Here is a 20,804-nt window from a genome sequence, read left to right as displayed (position 1 = left end):
TCGTTACATATACAAACCAGCTAATATTTAAACAAATATTAGTTTTTATATTATTTCAGCTATTTTTATTAAATGGAGCAATCGAAAGACGCCTTTTAACTGTATATAACATCAACAATGAAGCAACTGTTAAGCCAATAATTATACCAAGCCAAAAACCCTGAGCGCCCATTGCTGGGACAATATAATCCGTTTTAGCTAATACATAACCAATACTAAAACCGATTAACCAATATGAAATAAAAGTGATATATGAAATCGGGGCTGTGTACTTTAAGCCTCTTAATACACCATTTGCGGCTACCTGAAGTGCGTCAGGTAATTGATAAAAACAAGCCAGAACTAAAATAGCAGATGCTAAAGCAATAACCTCTGGTACATCAGAATACAAATCGCTGATCCAATTTCTGCCAATAAAAGTAACAGAAGCAACAATGCAGGCAATACCAATAGCTAATAAGAAACTGGTTAAAATCGTACTTCTCAACTTTTCATATTGTGCTTGTCCGTATAAATTACCAACACGGATACAAATTGCCATTGAAAGGCTCAAAGGCATCATAAATAGGACCGTAGAGACACTCGCCGCCACCTGATGGCCCGATACGACAACGGCACCTAAATTAGCAATAAATAATGGGATGCAGGCAAATAGTGTCACTTCAAAAAAGGTTGCTAGCGAAATTGGAATGCCCATTTTAAAAATACTGTATATTTGTGAAAATTTAGGAGGACTAAATTGGCTGAGCAAAAATTTACCATTGAGTTTTTTACTACAATAAGTGTAGATAACTTGGCTAACTGCCATGCACCAAAATACAATGGCTGTTGCGATACCACAGCCTGCACCACCTAAGGCTGGCATACTAAATTCACCATGTATAAATATATAGTTCGTGGGAATATTAACTGCCAAACCAATAATACTGATATAGAGTGCCGGCTTAGTAAGCGTCATGCCTTCAGATACATTTCTAAAAGTACAATAAATTAAAAATGCGGGTAAGCCCCATTTTACGAAATTCAAATAATCAAGTGTCAGTTTTGATACTTGAGGCTCCATTTTTATATAATTAACAGCATAATGGAGTTGGTTGATCAAAAATAATCCGACTACAGATAAAATAAGCGCTAAATAGGATGCTTGATGTAACTGAGTTCTGATTTTAGTGGTTTTTTTTGCGCCATAATGATGTGCAACAATGCCTGTAAGTGCGAGCAGGATCCCTTGTAAACTGAGCAGAATTGGGTTCCATAATCCAGATGCAATAGATAATGCCGCTAAATCATACTGGCTAATTTGACCTGCCATTATAGTATCAACAACACCCATCAGAACGAGTATTACTTGTGCAAAAAAAACGGGAATAGCGAGTCGAAGCAAATATTTTGCTTCCCACGTACAAAATTTCATGCTTGCCTATCGAGTAAAAAATAAGGAGAATCGGATTATATTCTAATTTTATATGTATTAGGGAAATAAAATGTTTACGGGTATTGTTCAAACACAAGCAACTGTGATTTCAGTCAGTGAAGTAGAAGGTATAAAAAGGCTTGTGCTATCAGTTCCGGGTCAATACCTTCAACGATTAGACTTAGGAGCAAGTATATCTATTAATGGCTGTTGCCTTACTGTTGTTCATTTTGAATTGGGAATACGGGATGTCGTTGGGCAAGTTTACTTTGATGTGATTGATGAAACATTACGATTAACTAATTTAGGTGATTTAGTTCAAGGCAAGAAAGTAAACTTTGAACGTTCAGTTTGTTTTGGTACTGAGCTAGGCGGGCATATTGTTTCAGGTCATATTCATACAACAGCGGTATTAAGTGATATAGATTTCAATGGCGATAATTGCAGCTTTAAATTTAAGTTAGCGCCTAAGTGGTTAAAATATGTCATGCATAAAGGATTCATTAGTATTAACGGCGCTAGTTTAACTGTAGGTGACGTAGATGATTCGGGCTTTTATGTACATTTAATCCCTGAAACCTTAAAAATTACAAACTTAGGGGTTTCAAAAATTAACGACTTAATAAACATAGAAGTTGATCAGCAAACTTATACAATAATAGATACGGTTGAACGTTATATGAAAAATAATACTTAACTAAATAGATGACTATGAATAAACTCTATTCATTGTCATTATCTATATGTAACTCTACTTTGTTATATGCGTGATCAATATGCATGTTCAAGTGAATAGGGTTACAACATGCAGCACAATCTTCATAATAGTCCTGATCGCCACTTGTCGTATCAACTTCAACCAAAACATGATAACCACAATGTGGGCAACTGATCCTCTGCATTTTATGGTCTTTCATAACTTACTCACTTAGTTGCTTTTAACGCAATGATTAAAGTATAGTTTGCTATTACATATAAATAAAATAAACATAATTATTTTTGATTACTGATTTATCCTAGATCAAAAATATATTCTATACGTTCCTTAACATCAATAAGATAGCGGCCTTGGAATAAATTTGCATGATTGAGTAAATGATAAAGCTGATAGATATCTTTTCTTAAATGGTAGTCTTTTTGTAATGGATAATGGGATTCATAGGCGGTATAAAAGGCTTCAGGAAATTGACCAAAAAGTTCGGTAAATGCGATATCTGTTTCACGATCTCCATAATAACAAGCAGGATCAAAAATAGCGGGTTGATTATTCACAAATCCAATATTTCCACGCCAAAGATCGCCATGTAATAAACTTGGTAGTACAGTATTATGTCGATGCAGTTTGGTTTTGACCAAAGCTATCACTTCCTCAATATTACAAAAGATAAAGCCTTTTTCTTGTAATAACTGCAATTGCCAACCAATTCTTTGCTCTGAAAAAAAATAACACCAATTTTTGTGCCATTGATTTGGTTGTATTGTATGGCCAATAAAGTTGTCATGTTGCCAACCAAACATAGCTTGATCATGCTTTTTATGCATCTTTGCAAGTAAATCGCCTAGCTTAGACCAATCGTTTGTTACATCTGAGTGTAAATCTAACCATTCTAATACAATATAGCTATGGGATAAGGTTTTACCTGAGCAGATACAATCAGGTATGAAAAACACACTTTCGTTTGTAAGCTCTTTTAAATTGTACGCTTCGCAATCGAAATTATCTTCATTTGATAGAGGTGCTAATTTAATAAAATAATGGTGGGTGCCGTCACTGATCTTAAAATTGGGGTAGTTGATATTTGAACTAATTTGTTGTTTGTTTTGAATTACAAAATTGAAATGTAATTTTTCACTAATATGTTTTGATATTGCGTGCCACATTATTCGCTCACTTTATCAGTTAAAGTTTAAAGTCAGGTCATTTCTTTTATGAGTATGGCAAATAAATATAAATTAAGCATAGTTTTTAAAAATAACAAATTGATAGCTTGTGGCATGCTAAGCATATGATTAAAATCACACAAAAGATTTTATATTTTGGAGTGTGATCTTGAATAAGAGTGTAGTAACTAATTCGTTAGCATTAATTTTAGCATTAGTGGGATTTTTCTCAGGGCAAGCAATCATTTTGTCTGTTGGATTATTTGCATTGTCAGGTGCATTCACTAATTGGTTAGCTGTGCATATGCTTTTTGAAAAAGTACCACTTCTATATGGTTCAGGTGTGATCCCTGCTAATTTTGAACAATTTAAGTCAGCAATTAAAGTGATGATGATGGAGCAGTTTTTCACTAAAGAAAATATTGATAACTTTATGTCAGAGAAAGGTGGTAAAGCGCATCAATTTAAATTATCGCCTATTATAGAAAAAGTTGATTTAGCGCCTGCATTTGATACTTTAGTTGATGTTGTAGAAAAATCGTCTTTTGGCAGTATGCTTGCTATGTTTGGTGGTACTGAAGCATTAATGCCTTTAAAAGATCCTTTTATCGAAAAAATGAAAGGGTCTATGATAGATATCACAGAATCTCAAGCGTTTAGTGAGTTATTACGAGAACAATTAGAACAACCTAGTGTAATCGCTGATATGCAAGACAAAGTATCTGAAATTATAGATATTCGCTTAGCAGAATTAACACCTAAAATGGTTAAAGAGATTATCCAAACCATGATCAAAAAGCATTTAGGCTGGCTAGTTGTATGGGGCGGGGTATTTGGTGGCTTATTTGGTTTAGCCGCAGCGCTTATTTAAGTTGTTTTTGATGTAAACCCTATAATTTATTTATAGGGTTTTATAATGGCTTTAATAGAGAGTAAGCTTTCTATTCAACCCGAGGTTACTTACCAATCAACGCCTTTTAATACTTTAACGCCAGAATCAAAAGCATGTTTAACATTTTTTACTTCTGATACCGTATCAGCTAGCTCAATTAACGCACGGTGTGCTGAGCGACCTGTGATCACAACGCTTTGCATTTTTGGTCTATTTTCAATTGCTTCTATTACTTCATCCAATTCAATGTAGTTATACGACACCATATAAGTAATTTCATCTAATAAAACAACATCTATAGCGTCATCTTTAAGCATGCGCTTACATTCTTGCCAAATAATTTGAGCAGCTGCGGTATCAGTCTCTTTGTTTTGAGTTTCCCAAGTAAAACCCGTTTTCATTACTTGAAATTCAACATCATGTTGCTCTAAAAGGTTACGTTCTCCACAGTCCCATGTCCCTTTAATAAACTGAGCAACGGCACATTTTAAGCCATGCCCTACAGCACGTGCTACGGTACCAAAACCGGCAGTTGATTTACCCTTACCATTGCCTGTAATAACTAATACTAACCCTTTTACTGTTTGTGCATTAGCGATTTTAGTATCGACGGTTTCTTTTAATTTTTGTTGTCTTTCACTATGACGTTCATTTTTATCTGTCATGTTTATCCTTTATTATAAAGCAAGTAGCGTAGCTGATAGTGTGATGTAACCCATAATCTCGGTCGTTTGCTGAGCAAAACCTAAACAGTCACCTGTATAACCTTTTAAATGTTTATAAAACCATTTAATAAGTATGAGACGTGTTAAAGCTAATATAATCATTAATGTCACTGTAGTTTTAAAACTAATATAAAAGATAGCGAAGCCAAATAGTATTAAAACACTGAAACCTAGAATAAATATTAAATCTTTTAAGTTTAAATGTTTGGCTAAAGGTTTAGTTTTTGTGACCGCATCAGAGGTTGCATAATTTAAACTGTAAATAATGCTGGTGGCGACTGCTCTGCTCAGTGTATGCATTAAAATCATCGCATATATAGGCTCATCTAGTGCTGATAATAATGAAAACTTTAATAGTAAAACACTAAATAGGCCCAAACCACCAAAAGTGCCAATAGTTGAATCTTTCATTATTGATAGTTTTTTGTGTATTTGATTATCACCGATACTGGCACCACCAAAACCATCACAGACATCGGCAAGCCCATCTTCATGAAATCCACCTGTGACATAAAATCCAAATATCATGCTTAAAATTATTGCGATATCTTTAGAGAGAAATTGAATCGTAATAAAATACACTAGTGCGCATAAGCAACCAACAAGCATGCCGACTGCAGGAAAGTATCTGGCAGCTTTATTCAGTCTACTTTTTGTAAAATTGACATGGGCTATGGGAATACGCGTTAAAAAACCAATAGCGATAATAAATATAATAAATTGCTCGCGCAGGAAACTCATATTTCTATGCCTAAATCGCTTAAGCTTGCCATATCGTTATAAAAACTGACAGATGATTGTAGTAAAGGTAATACTATTGCGGCGCCACTACCTTCACCTAATCTTAAATTAAGATCTAATAAAGCTGTTACATTAAGGTATTCGAGCACTTTTTTATGGGCTTGCTCTTGTGAGCAATGTGCAAATACCAGAAATTGTTTAATATTTGGATTTATCTTTAAAGCAACTAAAGCAGCTGATGTCACAATAAAACCATCTATGACAATCAGCATGTTGTTTTTTGCAGCAGCTAAAATTGCGCCAACTAATTGCACAATTTCAAATCCACCTAAATTTTGGAGTATTTCAATCACATCTTGGCTGTTAATTCTATCTAATGCCTTTTGAATTAAATTGGACTTTAATATTAATTGTTTATCATTAATACCTGTACCTGTGCCAACGAGTTCAGATGCTGGCTTTTGAAGTATCGCGGCGCAAATCGCAGCGGCAGCTGATGTATTGCCTATTCCCATTTCACCTAAACCAATAGTATTACATCCATCTGAGTGTAATTTATTAATTAAGTTCTCACTATATTTTATTCCAGTTTCAACTTGTTCAAGTGTCATTGCAGGTGAGGTTGAAATATCATGCGTACAATTGCCTAATCGTTGGTTTATTAAATCAGAGTGGGAGAGTTTTGTTAAAATACCGCAGTCAATGATATTTAAATGCCAACCTAAAGTTCGACTTAAACAATTAATAGCTGCGCCACCATGTAAAAAATTTTGCACCATTTGAGTAGTCACTTCACTTGGCGCTATGCTAATACCATGTTTTGCAATACCGTGATCACCAGCGAAAATAAGCATGCTTGCTTTGTTTATTGATATTTTGTCTGTCTGTTGAACTAATGCGATTTGTTTGGCAAGTGATTCAAGTTGTCCTAAAGCGCCAATTGGTTTGGTTTTTAGGTCAATTTTGTTCTGGATTTGTTCATCGGTAAAAAGCATAAAGTCGCAACTGATAAATAATTTTGGCTTATAGTAGTGATAATTTAAATTATCTCAAGTGATCAATTTTAAAGTCCTTTAATTATTTGCTAGGCTTCACTTCATTGATATTAACAAAAATAGTATATGAAACAATTAATTTTGGGTGGTGTGCGTTCTGGAAAAAGTTCCCATGCCGAAAAAGTAGTAAATCAATTGTCAAAAAATGTGATTTACGTTGCAACGGCACAGGAATTTGACGATGAAATGAAAAATCGAATTTCACGTCACCAAACTGATCGCCCCGATCATTGGCAATTGATAGAAGAGCCTTTAGATTTGGAGAGAATCTTGTTAACACACAATCAATTACACCATACTTTATTAATTGATTGTTTAACTTTATGGTTAAATAATTGTTTGTATTATAAAGCGAATGAATGGCAACAGTTTAAAACTAACTTTTTGCATGCTTTATCTCAATCTAAAGCCACTATTATTTTAGTAAGTAACGAAGTTGGCTTTTCAATCACCCCTGATAATGCCCTTGCAAGAGTATTTTGTGATGAGCAAGGTTGGTTAAATCAAGATATTGCGAAAGTATGTGATAGGGTAACCTTAACCGTCGCAGGTATTGCTTTAGAGCTTAAAAATGAATAGTCAACTGTACTTAATGAGACACGGTTTACCTGAAGGAGGTCAAAAGCTCAGAGGTAAAACCGATGACCCTTTAAGCTCTGAGGGCAGGTCACAGATGCAAAAAAGTGCAAGTGAGCTAGATGTTGATATTGTGTTCTCTTCACCACTAAAACGTTGTGCTGAATTTGCATTAGAATTCTCCCAAAGCAAAAAAATTCAATTTATATCTGATGATAAGATAGCAGAAATTGACTTTGGTGATTGGGATGGAAAACCCTATTCTGAACTTTTTAAGCACAGAAATTCGCAGGCTGAGCAGTATTTAAGCGACCCTTGGAATAATTCAATTCCTAATGGAGAATCTCTTAAAGATTTTTCAAACAGAGTAAATACGGCATTGATTGATATTTTATCAAAACATAAGGGGAAAAATATACTTATAGTGACCCATAGCGGCGTGATCAGGCAAATGATAGCTAATATTTTAAATATAAAAAGTCCTAATGCTAACTGCCAGCAAAATATCAAAATTAATTACGCGAGCACTGTAAAATTTTCTATTTTTACTGATATTAAAAATACGCATTTCATCAATTTAGAATTATGACAGTTATCGTTATTCCATGTCGAATTATCGCTTAACAGTTACATTGTAAAACACATTTAGATAAAGTATTGCAAAATCAATCGGAGAATAACAAAAATGCAAAGACTTGCTCCTTCTGTATTAGTGCTAGCTGTGACTGCTTCATTAGTCGGATGTCAAGATTCAGGCCCTCAAGATGCTAAAGTATCTTTTAATAAAAACCCTTACCCAAGCTCTTACCAAGCTATGCCATCAGAAAAAACACTGATTAAAAACGCAACTGTACTTACGGGGACAGGCGAGCGTTTAGATGGAGCCGATGTATTATTGGTTGACGGTAAAATTGATTCAATTGGTAAAAATTTATCAGCATCAGGCGTAAAAACAATTGATGCAAATGGTAAGTGGGTAACACCAGGGATCATTGATGTACATTCACATCTAGGTGCTTATCCAAGCCCATCTGTTGAATCACATCAAGATGGTAATGAGATGACTAACCCTGTGACTGCAGAAGTTTGGGTTGAGCATTCAGTTTGGCCACAAGACCCAGGTTTTAATGCTGCACGTGCTGGTGGTATTACTTCTTTACAAATTTTACCAGGTTCAGGTAATTTAATTGGTGGTCGAGGCGTAACGCTTAAAAATGTACCTTCTCCAACAATGCAAGGTATGAAATATCCAGAAGCACCGTATGGTCTAAAAATGGCATGTGGTGAAAATCCGAAACGCGTTTATGGTAGCCGCAAGGTAACGCCTTCTACCCGTATGGGTAATATGGCTGGTTACAGAAATGCTTGGATTGAAGCAACAGAATATAAGCGCGCTTGGGAAAAATACGAATCTGAGTATGCACAAGGTAAAAACCCTGCTGCACCAGAACGTGATTTAACGCTTGATACCCTAAAAGGTGTATTAGATGGTGATATTAAAATTCACAATCACTGTTATAAAGCTGAAGAAATGGCAATGATGATAGATTTAGGTAAAGAGTTTAACTACGACTCAGGTACCTTCCATCATGCAATTGAAGCATATAAAATTTCTGATTTATTAGCACAAAATGGTAACTGTGCTGCTATGTGGCCAGATTGGTGGGGCTTCAAAATGGAAGCGTATGACATGATCCAAGAGAATGTTGCTGTTGTAAATGCAGTTAAAAACTCTTGTGCTGTTGTGCATTCTGATTCAGATACGACGATTCAGCGTTTAAACCAAGAAGCAGGCAAGGTTATGTATCGTGCTAATGAAAACGGTTTTGAGCTAAAAGAAGAAGATGCCATTGTTTGGATCACTCAAAATGCTGCAAAATCTTTAGGTATTGAAGATAAAACAGGTTCATTAGTAAAAGGTAAACAAGCTGATGTGGTTATTTGGAATCAAAGCCCATTTAGTGTTTATGCTAAAGCTGAACAAGTATTTATAGATGGTGCAAAAGTTTACGATCGTTTTGATGAAAAATATCAAGCAAAAAGTGATTTTATGTTAGGTCAATCAACCGCAGTTAAAACCCATTAAGAGGAGAATATAATGAAAAGATTTAATAAATCAGTACTTAAAAAATCACTTCTAGCGATTGCGTTAACAAGTTGTTCTTCTGCATGGGCTGCATCAACTGCAATTACCAATGCAACAATTTATACAGCAACAGAGCAGGGCGTTTTAGAGAACGCTACGGTTGTTTTTGAAGACGGTAAAATTACGGCTATCAATCCAAATACTGTAAACGCTGATAACCGTTTTGATGCAAAAGGTAAAATTTTAACACCCGGTTTTATTGGTTCTATGAATCAATTAGGGTTAGTTGAAGTTGGTGCAGTATCTCGATCTCGTGATGCGGGTTTTAAAAAAGCAGATATTACTTTTGATCCTAGTCTTGCATTTAATCCAAAATCATCACTTATACCATATGCGCGTAAAGGTGGTATCACCCGAGATGTAATCGTACCAAGTGGTGGCGATAGCATTTTTGCAGGTCTTGCTTCTGTTGTTGATTTGAGCGGTGAATTTAATAGTGTTCAAACAAGCAAAGTGGCTGTTCTAGTTAACTTAGGCTCAGAAAGCAAAGGCTCTCGAGCACATACTTTAAAGCAACTAATAGATAAACTTGAAGGTCAGCAAAAGAAATTAGTAAAAGCAAAGTCGGCTAAAAAAGCAGATGAAAAAGATCCACCTAAAGAAGAAAAGATATTAACTGCCCTATTAAAAGGTGAAAAACCGTTAATTATACGTGCTTCACGTGCTCAAGAGTTATTACAGCTTATTAAGCTTAAAAAGCAATTCTCTTTAAATTTAATCATTGCTGATGCTGGCGATGCGGTAGCTGTTAAAGCGCAACTTGCACAAGCGAAAGTACCTGTAATCATTAGTGCTATGGATAACTTGCCTGGAAGCTTTGATTCTTTAAATGCATCACTTGAAAATGCGGGCATTTTAGAAAAAGCAGGCGTGACAGTTGGTTTAACCATTTCTGGTGATAGCAGCCATAACTTATATCAACTTCGTTTTGATGCAGGTAATGCAGTATCAAATGGTATGAGTAAATCTGGTGCTGTTAAAGCTGTATCTGCAAATATCGCGAATATGTTTGGTATTAATGCAGGTGAAATTGCAGTTGGTAAAGCCGCTGATTTATCTTTATGGAGTGCAGACCCATTTGAGCTAAGTTCAAATGTACAAACACTTTGGATTGGTGGTGAAAAAGTGACTACTGATTCGCGCCAAGATAAACTTCGTGAACGTTATATGAAAAAGTCAGATATGCCGAAAGCATACTCTAAATAATTTCATTTTGATGTAAAAAAGCAGTGATTTAAATCACTGCTTTTTTTCAAAACTAACGATATTTAAAAGAAATTTATTCTTCGTCTTTGTGGTAAGTTTTAATTGTTAAGTCAATATATGCACTAATGAAAGCAGGTTCTTGGAATTTTTTCAAACCCGTTTCTTCAAATTCGATAGGCATAGGATTACGCTTAAGTTGTTCCTTGATTTCAGTTGGGTTTAAAAGGTTTACTTCTAAATCTTGGATCAGCTGGATTGCAGTTTCTAGTTTAAAACCAACAGCACCGCCTGCAAATTTACCTTTATGTGGTCTTTGCTTAATAGCAACGGTATCAACTTGATAATCATGCATTAATTTTGCGAAATCAAACTGAAATTTGCGTACTTCTTCAGTATCATTTGCATTGCTTAATACAAAGCGTGTTTGGCGTACATCTCTGATATCAAAAACGTCATTATCTTTACTTAATAAACATAAAAGGACTTCACTTCCTTTTATTTCAACACCGCATGTTCTCATTGTCGACCCTAATTAATAAATTTCAAGCGCTATTATAAGCTAAAATTATCTGGTCGCACAGTTTTAGCCATCATTTACTGAAAATTGAATATAAATAAAGCCATGATCGCTATTTGTTTTATGTTTATCTAGAGGTGTCGTTTGAATATGTTGATTTAACGTGTGATAACTTAACTCATTGATTTTACAGTCTTTAATAGAGGGGTTGAATTCATTTGACACTAAGATGTAATCTAATACTTTACCATTCCCTTCATAAAATAACGTAAAAGGTTTTTCTGATGTATCAGGGTTACTTGAAATATCAAAAGCATCATTGAAATTTAAATGTGTTGTTTTAGGGTTGTCTTCAGAACTATCAAAAATAACAGATAAGGCGCTGGTATGAAGCTCATCATTAAAGTCACCTAAGATAATACTAGGTAAGGGGTTATTAGCTTGTTCATGAAGCGCATCATGAAAAATTAACATGCCTTCTAAGCACCTTTGCTCTTGTGATACAAAGCGGCCAACAGTATCAGTTAGGGCTTCGCCGTAAAAATCATTTTCAGGTATTTTGTTATTTGCGAAATCAGTTAAATTAGTTGCACGTTTGGATTTTAAATGTAAAACATAGATGCGAATATAACCTAAATTAGGCAGCTTTATCAAAGCCTTGATTGGTTTACGACTAAAAGAAAAGTCTTCAGGTAAACCTAAATGTTTTAATAACGTAATATCTGGTGAAACAGCCTCAACTTGGCTAATAGGATACTTAGATGCCAATGCAACAATAGGTGCGATATAAGTAAACTCACAATTTTTTGCTTTCGTAGCATCATCTACTTTACAAATATGTTGATAACCTAATAAGGCAGTAAACTCAGTTAATGCATCGAAACTAAAAACTTCCTGAAATGCGATAACATCAGCAGATATATGTAATAACTGTGCTTTTAACCAAGCATTTTTGGCTTGCCATTGAGTGCCTGAGTAGTTTTCATCTAATTGATAATAACTATAAGGAGGGCACGCATAGTTAAGTAAGTTAAGCGTTGCAATTTTAAATTGCTTTAATGGACCAGCTTGTTTTTGCGTTGGCATTTGATTCCAATATAGCTTGGTTTTATTCAAGTATGGAACTAAATGATAGCTTGTCAAAAAATATTCTATTAAAGCAATGAAATAATCAAGCTTAATTAACCCATAAATAGATTAATTAAGCTTTAAAACTTAGGCTTGTTTTGTTATTTTTAATTTTTTTAGCAGCTTATCGGATGCATTACCCGTAATAGAAAATATAATGAGCGCAAACCAAATTAACATTGAAAATCCAGCAGGAACATTAGCTATCGCAATTATTTTAAGATTTTGCCTATTGAAGAAATAAGCCAAAATTGTTGGAATAAAATATATGATTAAAAATAACGGTATAAATGTGGCGTATTGAATAAAAGTTAAGTTTTGCAATGTTGTTAGAAATTGTTCCATTTTGAATATCTCCTTAATTGAAGTGGACAAATAATAGGTGCATTCTTTACCTTCAAACTAATAATGTGTTGAACGGTGCAATAAAATGATAAAAGGTGGCAGGGTTTATTAAAAATAAGTATTCGTTATCTTGAACCTATGGCATTTGAATACCATAGGTTAAGTAATAAGCGATATATGCTCTAAAACTAACGTCTTTGATGTTGTTTATTTTTTTTGTTTTGTGATTTAAGCTCAAAGTCTAATTCGTCAGGGAATACAACTAAGCCGTCTTCTTCGAGGTTTGGAAATACAACAATCGCTAAATCATCATCTTCTAAACCATGAGTCCAACGAGAATGCCATGTTTTTAAATCAATTTCTTTTGCTTTACATTCATCCCAATCGCCTGTAGCCCATGCTTGTGCAAATGCTTGATTTGGCCATATTGGTACACAGTCTTCATCGTCAGTATTTAACATCACGCAGCCATGTTCATCAGTTAAAATCCAAATAGATTGGTTTTTAACGACTTCTTTGATCAGATATTTATAACGTTTTTCAATATCATATTGGCTGATAGTGGTAATCATTTCAGGTGTTAAAGCTGTGCTCATAGGGGATCCGTGGTTAACTTTATAAAAACATTGCAATGATAACACGATATATAGGGGGTTCAGGCAGTTTTTTTAACTTGAATGAGTATAAGTATTTACATAGATAATGACATTGAATAAGCTTGAGTGGAAATTAATATTTCCAATCATAATCGACGTAAAGGAATTAAAATGAAAAAGCTTAAAAATGAAACAGCCCTGCTAAAACAAGCGATTATTATTGGTGAAGTATATGCAAATAATCGTGGGTTTAAAAAGTTCTCAGGTACTAATTCTGCTAAAGAAAAAATCGAAAGCCTATATCGCTTACTAGTCAGTGATAAGTTAATACAGCCGCTTAAAGAAGAAGATGAAAATCAACTTAATATGAAGCATAGGCTTGCAGTTTGGATATCTAAACAGCTGCCTAAAGATCATGAACTATTAAAATAGCGTCAGATAACCAAGGTAAACTATTGTATTTTTGTCTCAGGTTTAAGACAATAGGCTTCCTGTGATTTTCACAGACAAATAATAAATAACATAACATAACATTACTTTAATAATGATCTTCATCGTAAGAAAGTTTCACTATTTGAGTTATAAAATCTATTTCAAGTAAAAATTATATGTGATGCATTGTAGGTGTCACCACTGTAATAAAGGATATAAAATGCCAGTAATTACACTTCCAGATGGTAGTCAAAGAACTTTTGAAAACCCAGTTTCAGTTTTAGATGTTGCAAATGATATAGGTCCAGGCCTAGCTAAAGCAACCATCGCAGGTCGTATTGATGGCGAGCGTGTTGACGCTTGTGAAGTTATGACCCAAGATAGCCGTTTGGAAATTATCACCGCTAAAGATGATGATGGTTTAGAAATTATTCGTCACTCATGTGCGCATTTACTTGGACATGCTATTAAGCAAATGTTCCCAGATGTAAAAATGGCGATTGGTCCAACTATTGATAATGGTTTTTACTACGATATCGATCTTGAGCATTCAATCACACAAGACGATTTAGATGAATTACAAAAACGCATGACTAAGCTTGCTAAAACTGGCTATCAAGTAGTTAAGAAAACAGGCACTTGGCAAGATGCGTATGATGCATTTTCAGGGCGTGGCGAAAGTTATAAACTTGAGATCTTAGATGAGAATATCTCTAAAGATGATACGCCAGCACTTTATCATCATGAAGAATATATCGATATGTGTCGTGGTCCTCACGTACCAAACATGAAATTCTGTCAGCACTTTAAAATAATGAAAGTTGCAGGCGCATATTGGCGTGGCGACTCAGATAACAAAATGCTACAACGTGTTTACGGCACAGCATGGGCTGATAAAAAACAATTAAAAGCATATATCCAGCGTTTAGAAGAAGCTGAAAAGCGAGATCACCGTAAAATTGGTAAAGCACTTGATTTATGGCACTGGCAAGAAGAAGCGCCGGGCATGGTATTTTGGCATAACGATGGTTGGAATCTTTACCTAGAGCTTGAAAACTTTGTTCGAGAAAAACTACGTCATTATGATTACGAAGAAGTAAAAGGTCCATTAATGATGGATCGCTCTCTTTGGGAAAAATCAGGTCACTGGGATAAATACTCAGATGCAATGTTTACAACGACATCTGAAAAACGCGAATATGCGATTAAACCTATGAACTGCCCAGGTCATGTTCAGATATTTAATCAAGGTTTAAAATCGTATCGTGATTTACCATTACGTATGGCTGAGTTTGGTTGTTGCCATCGTAACGAGCCATCAGGTGCCTTACATGGACTAATGCGTGTGCGTGGCTTTACGCAAGATGATGCACATGTTTTCTGTACTGAAGAGCAAGTAATGGATGAAGTGTCTACATGTATCAAAATGGTTTACGACACTTATGAAACTTTTGGTTTTGATAATGTAGTCGTTAAATTATCAACTCGCCCTGAAAAGCGTATTGGTGATGATGAAACTTGGGATAAATCAGAAAAAGCACTTGCTGATGCATTAGAAGCAAATGATATTGAATTTGAATATCTACCAGGTGAAGGTGCTTTCTACGGTCCTAAAATTGAATTCACACTTTATGACTGTTTAGGTCGTGCTTGGCAGTGTGGTACTGTACAATTAGATTTTGCATTACCGGGTCGTTTAGGCGCAACCTATGTTGATGAAAATAACGAACGTCAAACACCAGTAATGATCCACAGAGCAATTTTAGGCTCATTAGAGCGTTTTATTGGTATATTAACAGAAGAGTATTCTGGTAAATTCCCGACTTGGTTAGCGCCAAAACAAGTTGTTGTGATGAATATTACCGATAAACAAGCTGATTTTGTGCACGAAACAGTAAAAAAATTGAATAAAATGGGCTTTAGAGCAAAATCGGACTTGAGAAATGAGAAGATAGGCTTTAAAATCCGCGAGCACACTTTAAAACGTATTCCTTACCTGCTTGTTGTTGGTAACAAAGAAGTAGAAGAAAACGAAGTTGCTGTAAGAACTCGTTCAGGTGAAGACTTAGGTAAATTTAAAGTTGACGAATTTATTAATAAATTAAGCGAAGAAGTTAAAAATCGCGCTTAATGCAGTATAATTAGAAAAGTGATGCGGTATCAAAAATAAACATACCGCATTTATTTATATATTTTTTGGAGGAAGGTCCCATTAGAGGCGGCAAAAAAAATCAACAAGCAGCTCAAAAGCATAAGCTAAACGATGATATCACAGCTAGAGAAGTTCGATTAATCGGTTTAGACAACGAAAAAATTGGCATTGTAACGCTTGCAGAAGCATTTGCAAAAGCAGATGAAAGCGGCGTTGATTTAGTTGAAATTAGCCCTAATGCCGAACCACCAGTATGTAGGGTGATGGATTACGGCAAATTCTTGTTCGAAGAGAGCAAAGCTCAAAAAGAACAAAAGAAAAAGCAAAAACAAGTTCAAATAAAAGAAATCAAATTCCGTCCAGGTACTGACGAAGGCGATTACCAGATAAAACTTCGTAACTTAACTAAGTTCCTAGAAGCTGGTGATAAAGCTAAAATTACAATTCGTTTCCGTGGACGTGAAATGGCTCACCAAGACATTGGTATCACTTTATTAAATCGTATTAAAGACGATTTACAAGAGATAGCACAAGTTGAATCATTCCCAAGACGTGCCGAAGGCCGTCAAATGGTCATGATGATGTCTCCAGTAGCTAAAAAGTAATTTTTAAATGTGCAAGCATTTAAACCTAAATTTAAATTAGGTATACAAGTTAAGGTACATTTTTAATGTACCCTCACCTGATTTAACCGGCAACTAAAAGTAATATTGTATCTAGCTTGCTAGATAAATATTCGCCGGAATTCGTAGTAAGTTTGGCCATACAAGTGATGATCTTCGCATTATCCGCCTGCTTACTTTATATAACGCAATACATTTGGAGTTATTGCAATGGGCTATAAGCTTAAAAGCCACAGTGGCGCTGCTAAGCGTTTTAAAAAGACTGCTTCTGGCGGTTTTAAACGTAAACAATCGCATCTTCGTCATATTTTGACTAAGAAATCTTCTAAGCGTAAGGCTCACTTACGTCCTAAGACAATGGTTCATAAAAATGACCATGGTCTTGTTTCACGTATGTTACCATTCGCTTAATAGAGGTTTTTTAAAATGGCAAGAGTTAAACGCGGTGTTATCGCACGTCAACGTCACAAGAAAGTATTAAAACAAGCTAAAGGTTATTACGGAGCACGTTCACGTGTTTACCGCGTAGCTTTTCAGGCAGTAACTAAAGCGGGTCAATACGCTTACCGCGATCGTCGCGCTAAGAAACGTACTTTCCGTCGTCTTTGGATTGCACGTATCAATGCTGCTGCACGTCAAAATGGTCTTTCTTACAGCCGTTTCATCAACGGTCTTAAGAAAACTTCTGTAGAAATCGATCGTAAGATCCTTGCAGATATCGCTGTTTATGACCAAGTTGCTTTCACTGCTTTAGTAAATAAAGCAAAAGAAGGTTTAGCTGCTTAATCTTTTTTGATTAAAAGCTGTTAAAAGGGAGCCTAGGCTCCCTTTTTGTTTTTTAGAATCTGATAAGCCCCTAGCACCTTATTTACTCTTATATAATAATTTATCTAGCATATTGGTTGAAATGAATCGTTTTAAATAACCAAATAAATATGTTGGGAATGTCACATAATATCTGGGTTTCGCCTTTTTATGCTCAATTGCATGATATAAACATTTATAAACCGCTTCTGGCTCTAAGGTAAAAGCACTGCTCTTAGTCTGTTTTTCTAATCTTTGTTGCTGTAATAAATAATTGTCTTTGTGATAGCTATTGGCTACGTCTATATGTTCATTGAATGCTTTTAACGCATTGACTCGAAATTGAGATTTTATTGGGCCAGGCTCTATTAAACTAATTTGTATATTAGTCTCTTTCAGCTCCATTCTTAATGTATCGGTTAAGCCTTCTAATGCGAATTTACTGGCATTATAAGCGCCGCGATAGGGCAGAGCGATTAAACCTAACACGGATGAGTTTTGAATAATGCGACCAGAGTTTGATTGCCTCATATGTTTAAGCGCTAATAATGTCAATTCGTGCCAGCCAAATAAGTTTGTTTCAAACTGGTGCCTTAGTGCATCAGTTGATAAGTCCTCAACAGCACCAGGTTGTCCATATGCACCGTTGTTAAATAATATGTCTAGTTTACCGTTAAGCAGGCTTAAAGCATGTTTGAAACCTTGATTGATACTCTCACTATTGGCCAAATCTAATTGGATACAGGTTAAACCTAGGCTTTTTAACTTATCAACATCACTTTGTTTTCTGCAGCTAGCAATTACATTATAGCCCTGCTCATGGAGTTTTTGAGCACAATATAAACCAATACCCGAAGAGCAGCCTGTAATTAAAATAGATTTTTTCATATGAGCCTTATATTAAAATCAAAATACATCTTTAAACATGAACGAGTATACTCAAAATAAGAAACAAATTCGTATTCATTCTTAATTTGGGTATAGTGAGTTTATTCAGAGCATGAGGTTGTTTATATGTTTAAAAATTTATTATATATTTTTTTACTTTCATCTTTGTCTATTTCAATGAAAGTGCATGCTAAAGATAAGATTACTTTAAGTGTTGATAATTATCCGCCTTATATAGATGGGCGCAAAAATAACAAAGGAAAATTAGCTAAAATAGTCACTGAAATATTTAAGATGCAAGGGTATAAAGTAAAGTATCAATTTATGAGTTGGCCAGAGACTGAGCTTGCTATCACGCAAGGTAATAGTTTTTCATTTATGTGGTATAAAACAGAGCAACGGACAAAGAACTGGATATTCTCCGTTCCCATTACCTCACTCAATACCAGTTTGTTGTATCGTAAAAATACAAAACTTAAACTAGAGCGTATAGATCAACTTCGTCGCTATTCAATTGGTATAACAAAAGGGTACAGCTACGGCGACTATTTTGATGATTACAAATCGCAATTAAAATTAGTTTCGAGTATTTCTGATTATGAAGGGATAAAGAAACTATTAGCGGGAGAAACAGATCTCTTATTAATTGAGCCACTGGTCGCGAAAAGTTTGCTTGAAGACTGGTTTTCTGATGAAGTTGATAATACAAAATTAAGTTATGTTAATTATTTATCGAATCAACCAATCTATTTGGTTTGTAGTCAACAATATGTATCTTGTGGCTATTTAATGCAAAAATTCAATTTTGCGTTGAGAGAATTAAAAGCCAGTAATACATTAATTATAGAGTAGTTTATGTTTTCGTCTTTATTAAAAACACCTTCAGTTGTATTTTCTACCTGTGCACTCGTTTCGTCATTTTCGGCTATCAGTGCTGTTTCAACTGATGCACATTTACCGCCTCTTATAAAATGGCAAGGCCAAAGCGAAAGTCTGATGACAACAAGCGGTGATCTTTTAACAGATTTTGAAAAATCTTTAGGTAAAGTGTCACCTAACTATCAACAAACGATGGTTTATCTAGATAAGCTGGCATTAAGTAACAAAAAACAGTTTTCAATTACAACAATTGGTTTGAGCTCTCAAAACCGCGACATAAAAATGTTGATAGCAAGTGAAAATGGTGATCTTGATAATGATAAACCAACGGTACTATTACAGGCAGGTATTCATTCAGGTGAAATAGACGGTAAAGACGCAAGTTTTATGCTGCTTAGAGATATCAGTGAAGGTAAAAGACATGATATATTAAAGCGCGTTAATATCCTATTTATCCCAATATTGAATGTTGATGGTCATGAGCGTAGTAGTCGGTTTAACCGTATAAACCAAAGAGGCCCAGTTGAAATGGGCTTTAGAACAAATAGCAAAAACCTTAATTTAAACCGAGATTACACTAAACTAGATACCCCAGGTGTCAAAGCGATTGCTGAAGTTGTTAATAAATACAATCCAAATTTATATGTCGATATACACGTCACTGACGGTGCTGATTATCAATACGACATCACGTATGGCTATATGCCAACTTCCGCTAGCGAATCACCGCTTATTTCAAAAGTGTTAGAAGAAAAATTCAAACCATTATTAGATAACAAACTTGCTAAATCAGGTCATATTCCAGGCCCGTTAGTGTTTGTAATGAACAAACGCGATTTTAAACAAGGTTTAGCGGGTTGGGTTGCAACACCAAGATATTCAAACGGTTGGGGCGACTTAAGAAACTTACCGACTATTCTTGTTGAAAATCACTCTTTAAAGCCATACAAACAACGTGTTTTAGGCACATATATATTTATTGATGGCATTATTGATGCCTTATCAAAATATGATACTGAGCTCGCAAGTGCAGTAAAATATGAACAAACACATTTACCTGAACAACTTGTTGTACAAAGAGGTTATAGCAAACAAGCCGATTTAATGTCATTTAAAGGTATTAAATATGAAACATTCCACAGTGAATTAAGTGATCATAAAGAAGTGAGATATATCGGCGAAAAAATTCAATACGATAATTTACCGATTTATTGGCAAAAGGAAGTAAAAGCTAAAGTAAAAGTACCAAAGGCATATTACATTCCATCACAGTACAAAAATATAGTGACTAAACTGAAACTTCAGGGTATTGAAGTAACACAAGTTAACGCTAAACTTGAAGGTTTAAAACAAGCAAGCGTAACAGAGTTTGAATTTGATAAATTGCCATTTGAAGGCAGAATGCGTGTATCTGCCAGTTTTGAATATAAAAAATTGCCGCAAACTCATTTAGATAATTGGTATAAAGTTGAAACAGCACAAGCCTTAGGTAAATTGGCTGTACACTTATTACAACCTGAAGCACCTGACTCATTTTTTCAGTGGGGAGATTTTAATACTATATTTCAACGCACTGAATATGTTGAAAATTATGCTTTAGTACCTTTTGCTAATGATATGCTGGAAGCTAACCCTGAGATAGCTAAAGCGTTTAAGCATAAATTAGCAACAGATAGCGACTTTAATAAAAGTGAAAAAGCACGACTTAATTGGCTTTATCAACAAACGCCTTTTTACGATAAAGGTTATTTAAAATATCCTGTTTTAATACAAAGTAATTAACGGAAATAAATTTAACAAATAT

Annotated in this window: 24 protein-coding genes; 13 read left to right on the top strand and 11 right to left on the bottom strand. The window is 34.8% G+C overall.

The window, feature by feature from the left end:
• Nucleotides 1-55: 55 nt before the first annotated feature.
• Nucleotides 56-1,414, bottom strand: a complete 1,359-nt coding sequence (locus PSA_RS12560) for an MATE family efflux transporter (RefSeq protein WP_042144057.1) — start codon at nucleotides 1,412-1,414, stop codon at nucleotides 56-58.
• Nucleotides 1,415-1,484: 70 nt separating this feature from the next.
• Here PSA_RS12560 and PSA_RS12555 point away from each other — a divergent pair, with 70 nt between their 5' ends.
• Nucleotides 1,485-2,111: a riboflavin synthase gene (locus tag PSA_RS12555; RefSeq protein ID WP_042144059.1), complete on the top strand. Its 627-nt coding sequence runs from the start codon at nucleotides 1,485-1,487 to the stop codon at nucleotides 2,109-2,111.
• 25 nt (nucleotides 2,112-2,136) lie between these two features.
• Here the strand turns inward: PSA_RS12555 and PSA_RS12550 are convergent, their stop codons facing one another.
• Entirely contained in the window at nucleotides 2,137-2,331 is a 195-nt protein-coding gene (locus tag PSA_RS12550) for a CPXCG motif-containing cysteine-rich protein (RefSeq protein WP_042144062.1), read from the bottom strand.
• A 94-nt stretch (nucleotides 2,332-2,425) separates the two neighbouring features.
• A complete protein-coding gene (locus PSA_RS12545; RefSeq protein ID WP_042144063.1) occupies nucleotides 2,426-3,295 on the bottom strand; it encodes a fructosamine kinase family protein in 870 nt (289 codons plus the stop codon).
• Between the two features lie 169 nt (nucleotides 3,296-3,464).
• On the opposite strand from PSA_RS12545, the gene PSA_RS12540 reads away from it, so the two are divergent.
• Nucleotides 3,465-4,166, top strand: a complete 702-nt coding sequence (locus tag PSA_RS12540) for a hypothetical protein (RefSeq protein ID WP_042144065.1) — start codon at nucleotides 3,465-3,467, stop codon at nucleotides 4,164-4,166.
• Between the two features lie 89 nt (nucleotides 4,167-4,255).
• On the opposite strand, the gene cobO is transcribed toward PSA_RS12540, so the two are convergent.
• From cobO to cobT, 3 genes are read right to left on the bottom strand one after another with little or no spacing between them, the layout of a single operon-like run.
• Complete coding sequence (gene cobO / locus PSA_RS12535; protein ID WP_042144067.1) at nucleotides 4,256-4,852, bottom strand: cob(I)yrinic acid a,c-diamide adenosyltransferase; 597 nt, start codon at nucleotides 4,850-4,852, stop codon at nucleotides 4,256-4,258.
• 12 nt (nucleotides 4,853-4,864) lie between these two features.
• Nucleotides 4,865-5,653, bottom strand: coding sequence for an adenosylcobinamide-GDP ribazoletransferase (locus tag PSA_RS12530; protein ID WP_042144069.1), 789 nt, complete (start codon nucleotides 5,651-5,653; stop codon nucleotides 4,865-4,867).
• Nucleotides 5,650-6,648 (bottom strand): nicotinate-nucleotide--dimethylbenzimidazole phosphoribosyltransferase, encoded by a 999-nt coding sequence (gene cobT / locus PSA_RS12525; protein ID WP_042144072.1) that lies wholly within the window; start codon nucleotides 6,646-6,648, stop codon nucleotides 5,650-5,652. Before cobT ends, PSA_RS12530 begins: the two co-directional genes overlap by 4 nt.
• A 126-nt stretch (nucleotides 6,649-6,774) precedes the next feature.
• Here cobT and cobU point away from each other — a divergent pair, with 126 nt between their 5' ends.
• The 4 genes from cobU to PSA_RS12505 all read left to right on the top strand — a co-directional run bounded on the left by cobU (nucleotide 6,775) and on the right by PSA_RS12505 (nucleotide 10,636).
• Nucleotides 6,775-7,287 carry a bifunctional adenosylcobinamide kinase/adenosylcobinamide-phosphate guanylyltransferase gene (gene cobU / locus PSA_RS12520; protein WP_042144075.1) on the top strand — a complete coding sequence of 171 codons (513 nt, stop codon included), beginning with the start codon at nucleotides 6,775-6,777 and terminating at the stop codon, nucleotides 7,285-7,287.
• Nucleotides 7,280-7,873 carry a histidine phosphatase family protein gene (locus PSA_RS12515; protein ID WP_042144077.1) on the top strand — a complete coding sequence of 198 codons (594 nt, stop codon included), beginning with the start codon at nucleotides 7,280-7,282 and terminating at the stop codon, nucleotides 7,871-7,873. The genes cobU and PSA_RS12515 overlap by 8 nt, the downstream gene beginning before the upstream one ends.
• Before the next feature lie 96 nt (nucleotides 7,874-7,969).
• Nucleotides 7,970-9,370, top strand: a complete 1,401-nt coding sequence (locus tag PSA_RS12510; protein WP_042144078.1) for an amidohydrolase — start codon at nucleotides 7,970-7,972, stop codon at nucleotides 9,368-9,370.
• A gap of 12 nt (nucleotides 9,371-9,382) precedes the next feature.
• A complete protein-coding gene (locus PSA_RS12505) occupies nucleotides 9,383-10,636 on the top strand; it encodes an amidohydrolase family protein (protein WP_042144080.1) in 1,254 nt (417 codons plus the stop codon).
• 73 nt (nucleotides 10,637-10,709) lie between these two features.
• Here the strand turns inward: PSA_RS12505 and PSA_RS12500 are convergent, their stop codons facing one another.
• From PSA_RS12500 to PSA_RS12485, 4 genes are all read right to left on the bottom strand, one after another.
• Nucleotides 10,710-11,156 (bottom strand): DUF3010 family protein, encoded by a 447-nt coding sequence (locus PSA_RS12500; RefSeq protein ID WP_042144082.1) that lies wholly within the window; start codon nucleotides 11,154-11,156, stop codon nucleotides 10,710-10,712.
• Between the two features lie 63 nt (nucleotides 11,157-11,219).
• Nucleotides 11,220-12,239 (bottom strand): endonuclease/exonuclease/phosphatase family protein, encoded by a 1,020-nt coding sequence (locus tag PSA_RS12495; RefSeq protein ID WP_052379892.1) that lies wholly within the window; start codon nucleotides 12,237-12,239, stop codon nucleotides 11,220-11,222.
• 129 nt (nucleotides 12,240-12,368) lie between these two features.
• On the bottom strand, nucleotides 12,369-12,626 hold the full coding sequence (locus PSA_RS12490) for a superinfection immunity protein (RefSeq protein WP_052379893.1): 258 nt from the start codon (nucleotides 12,624-12,626) through the stop codon (nucleotides 12,369-12,371).
• A 188-nt stretch (nucleotides 12,627-12,814) separates the two neighbouring features.
• On the bottom strand, nucleotides 12,815-13,222 hold the full coding sequence (locus tag PSA_RS12485) for a DUF2750 domain-containing protein (RefSeq protein ID WP_059364919.1): 408 nt from the start codon (nucleotides 13,220-13,222) through the stop codon (nucleotides 12,815-12,817).
• 171 nt (nucleotides 13,223-13,393) lie between these two features.
• Here PSA_RS12485 and PSA_RS12480 point away from each other — a divergent pair, with 171 nt between their 5' ends.
• The 5 genes from PSA_RS12480 (at nucleotide 13,394) to rplT (ending at nucleotide 17,215) form a co-directional block, all read left to right on the top strand.
• Nucleotides 13,394-13,654, top strand: coding sequence for a DUF5062 family protein (locus PSA_RS12480; protein ID WP_042144084.1), 261 nt, complete (start codon nucleotides 13,394-13,396; stop codon nucleotides 13,652-13,654).
• Between the two features lie 220 nt (nucleotides 13,655-13,874).
• Nucleotides 13,875-15,785, top strand: a complete 1,911-nt coding sequence (thrS, locus tag PSA_RS12475) for a threonine--tRNA ligase (protein WP_042144086.1) — start codon at nucleotides 13,875-13,877, stop codon at nucleotides 15,783-15,785.
• Nucleotides 15,786-15,850: 65 nt separating this feature from the next.
• Nucleotides 15,851-16,411 (top strand): translation initiation factor IF-3, encoded by a 561-nt coding sequence (gene infC / locus PSA_RS12470; RefSeq protein WP_082305722.1) that lies wholly within the window; start codon nucleotides 15,851-15,853, stop codon nucleotides 16,409-16,411.
• Nucleotides 16,412-16,639: 228 nt separating this feature from the next.
• Nucleotides 16,640-16,840, top strand: coding sequence for a 50S ribosomal protein L35 (gene rpmI, locus PSA_RS12465; RefSeq protein ID WP_042144088.1), 201 nt, complete (start codon nucleotides 16,640-16,642; stop codon nucleotides 16,838-16,840).
• A 15-nt stretch (nucleotides 16,841-16,855) separates the two neighbouring features.
• On the top strand, nucleotides 16,856-17,215 hold the full coding sequence (rplT, locus tag PSA_RS12460) for a 50S ribosomal protein L20 (RefSeq protein WP_042144090.1): 360 nt from the start codon (nucleotides 16,856-16,858) through the stop codon (nucleotides 17,213-17,215).
• A 78-nt stretch (nucleotides 17,216-17,293) separates the two neighbouring features.
• On the opposite strand, the gene PSA_RS12455 is transcribed toward rplT, so the two are convergent.
• Nucleotides 17,294-18,121 (bottom strand): SDR family oxidoreductase, encoded by an 828-nt coding sequence (locus PSA_RS12455; RefSeq protein WP_042144092.1) that lies wholly within the window; start codon nucleotides 18,119-18,121, stop codon nucleotides 17,294-17,296.
• Nucleotides 18,122-18,247: 126 nt separating this feature from the next.
• Between PSA_RS12455 and PSA_RS12450 the strand changes: the two genes are divergently transcribed.
• Nucleotides 18,248-18,973, top strand: a complete 726-nt coding sequence (locus PSA_RS12450; protein WP_042144094.1) for an ABC transporter substrate-binding protein — start codon at nucleotides 18,248-18,250, stop codon at nucleotides 18,971-18,973.
• Nucleotides 18,974-18,976: 3 nt separating this feature from the next.
• Complete coding sequence (locus PSA_RS12445; RefSeq protein ID WP_042144096.1) at nucleotides 18,977-20,782, top strand: M14 family zinc carboxypeptidase; 1,806 nt, start codon at nucleotides 18,977-18,979, stop codon at nucleotides 20,780-20,782.
• Nucleotides 20,783-20,804: the final 22 nt, after the last annotated feature.

It is taken from the genome of Pseudoalteromonas sp. '520P1 No. 423' (assembly GCF_001269985.1).
Taxonomy (GTDB): Bacteria; Pseudomonadota; Gammaproteobacteria; order Enterobacterales; family Alteromonadaceae; genus Pseudoalteromonas.
The sequence above is the reverse complement of the archived record's forward strand: the minus strand, read 5'-3'. Positions and strand labels throughout refer to the sequence as shown.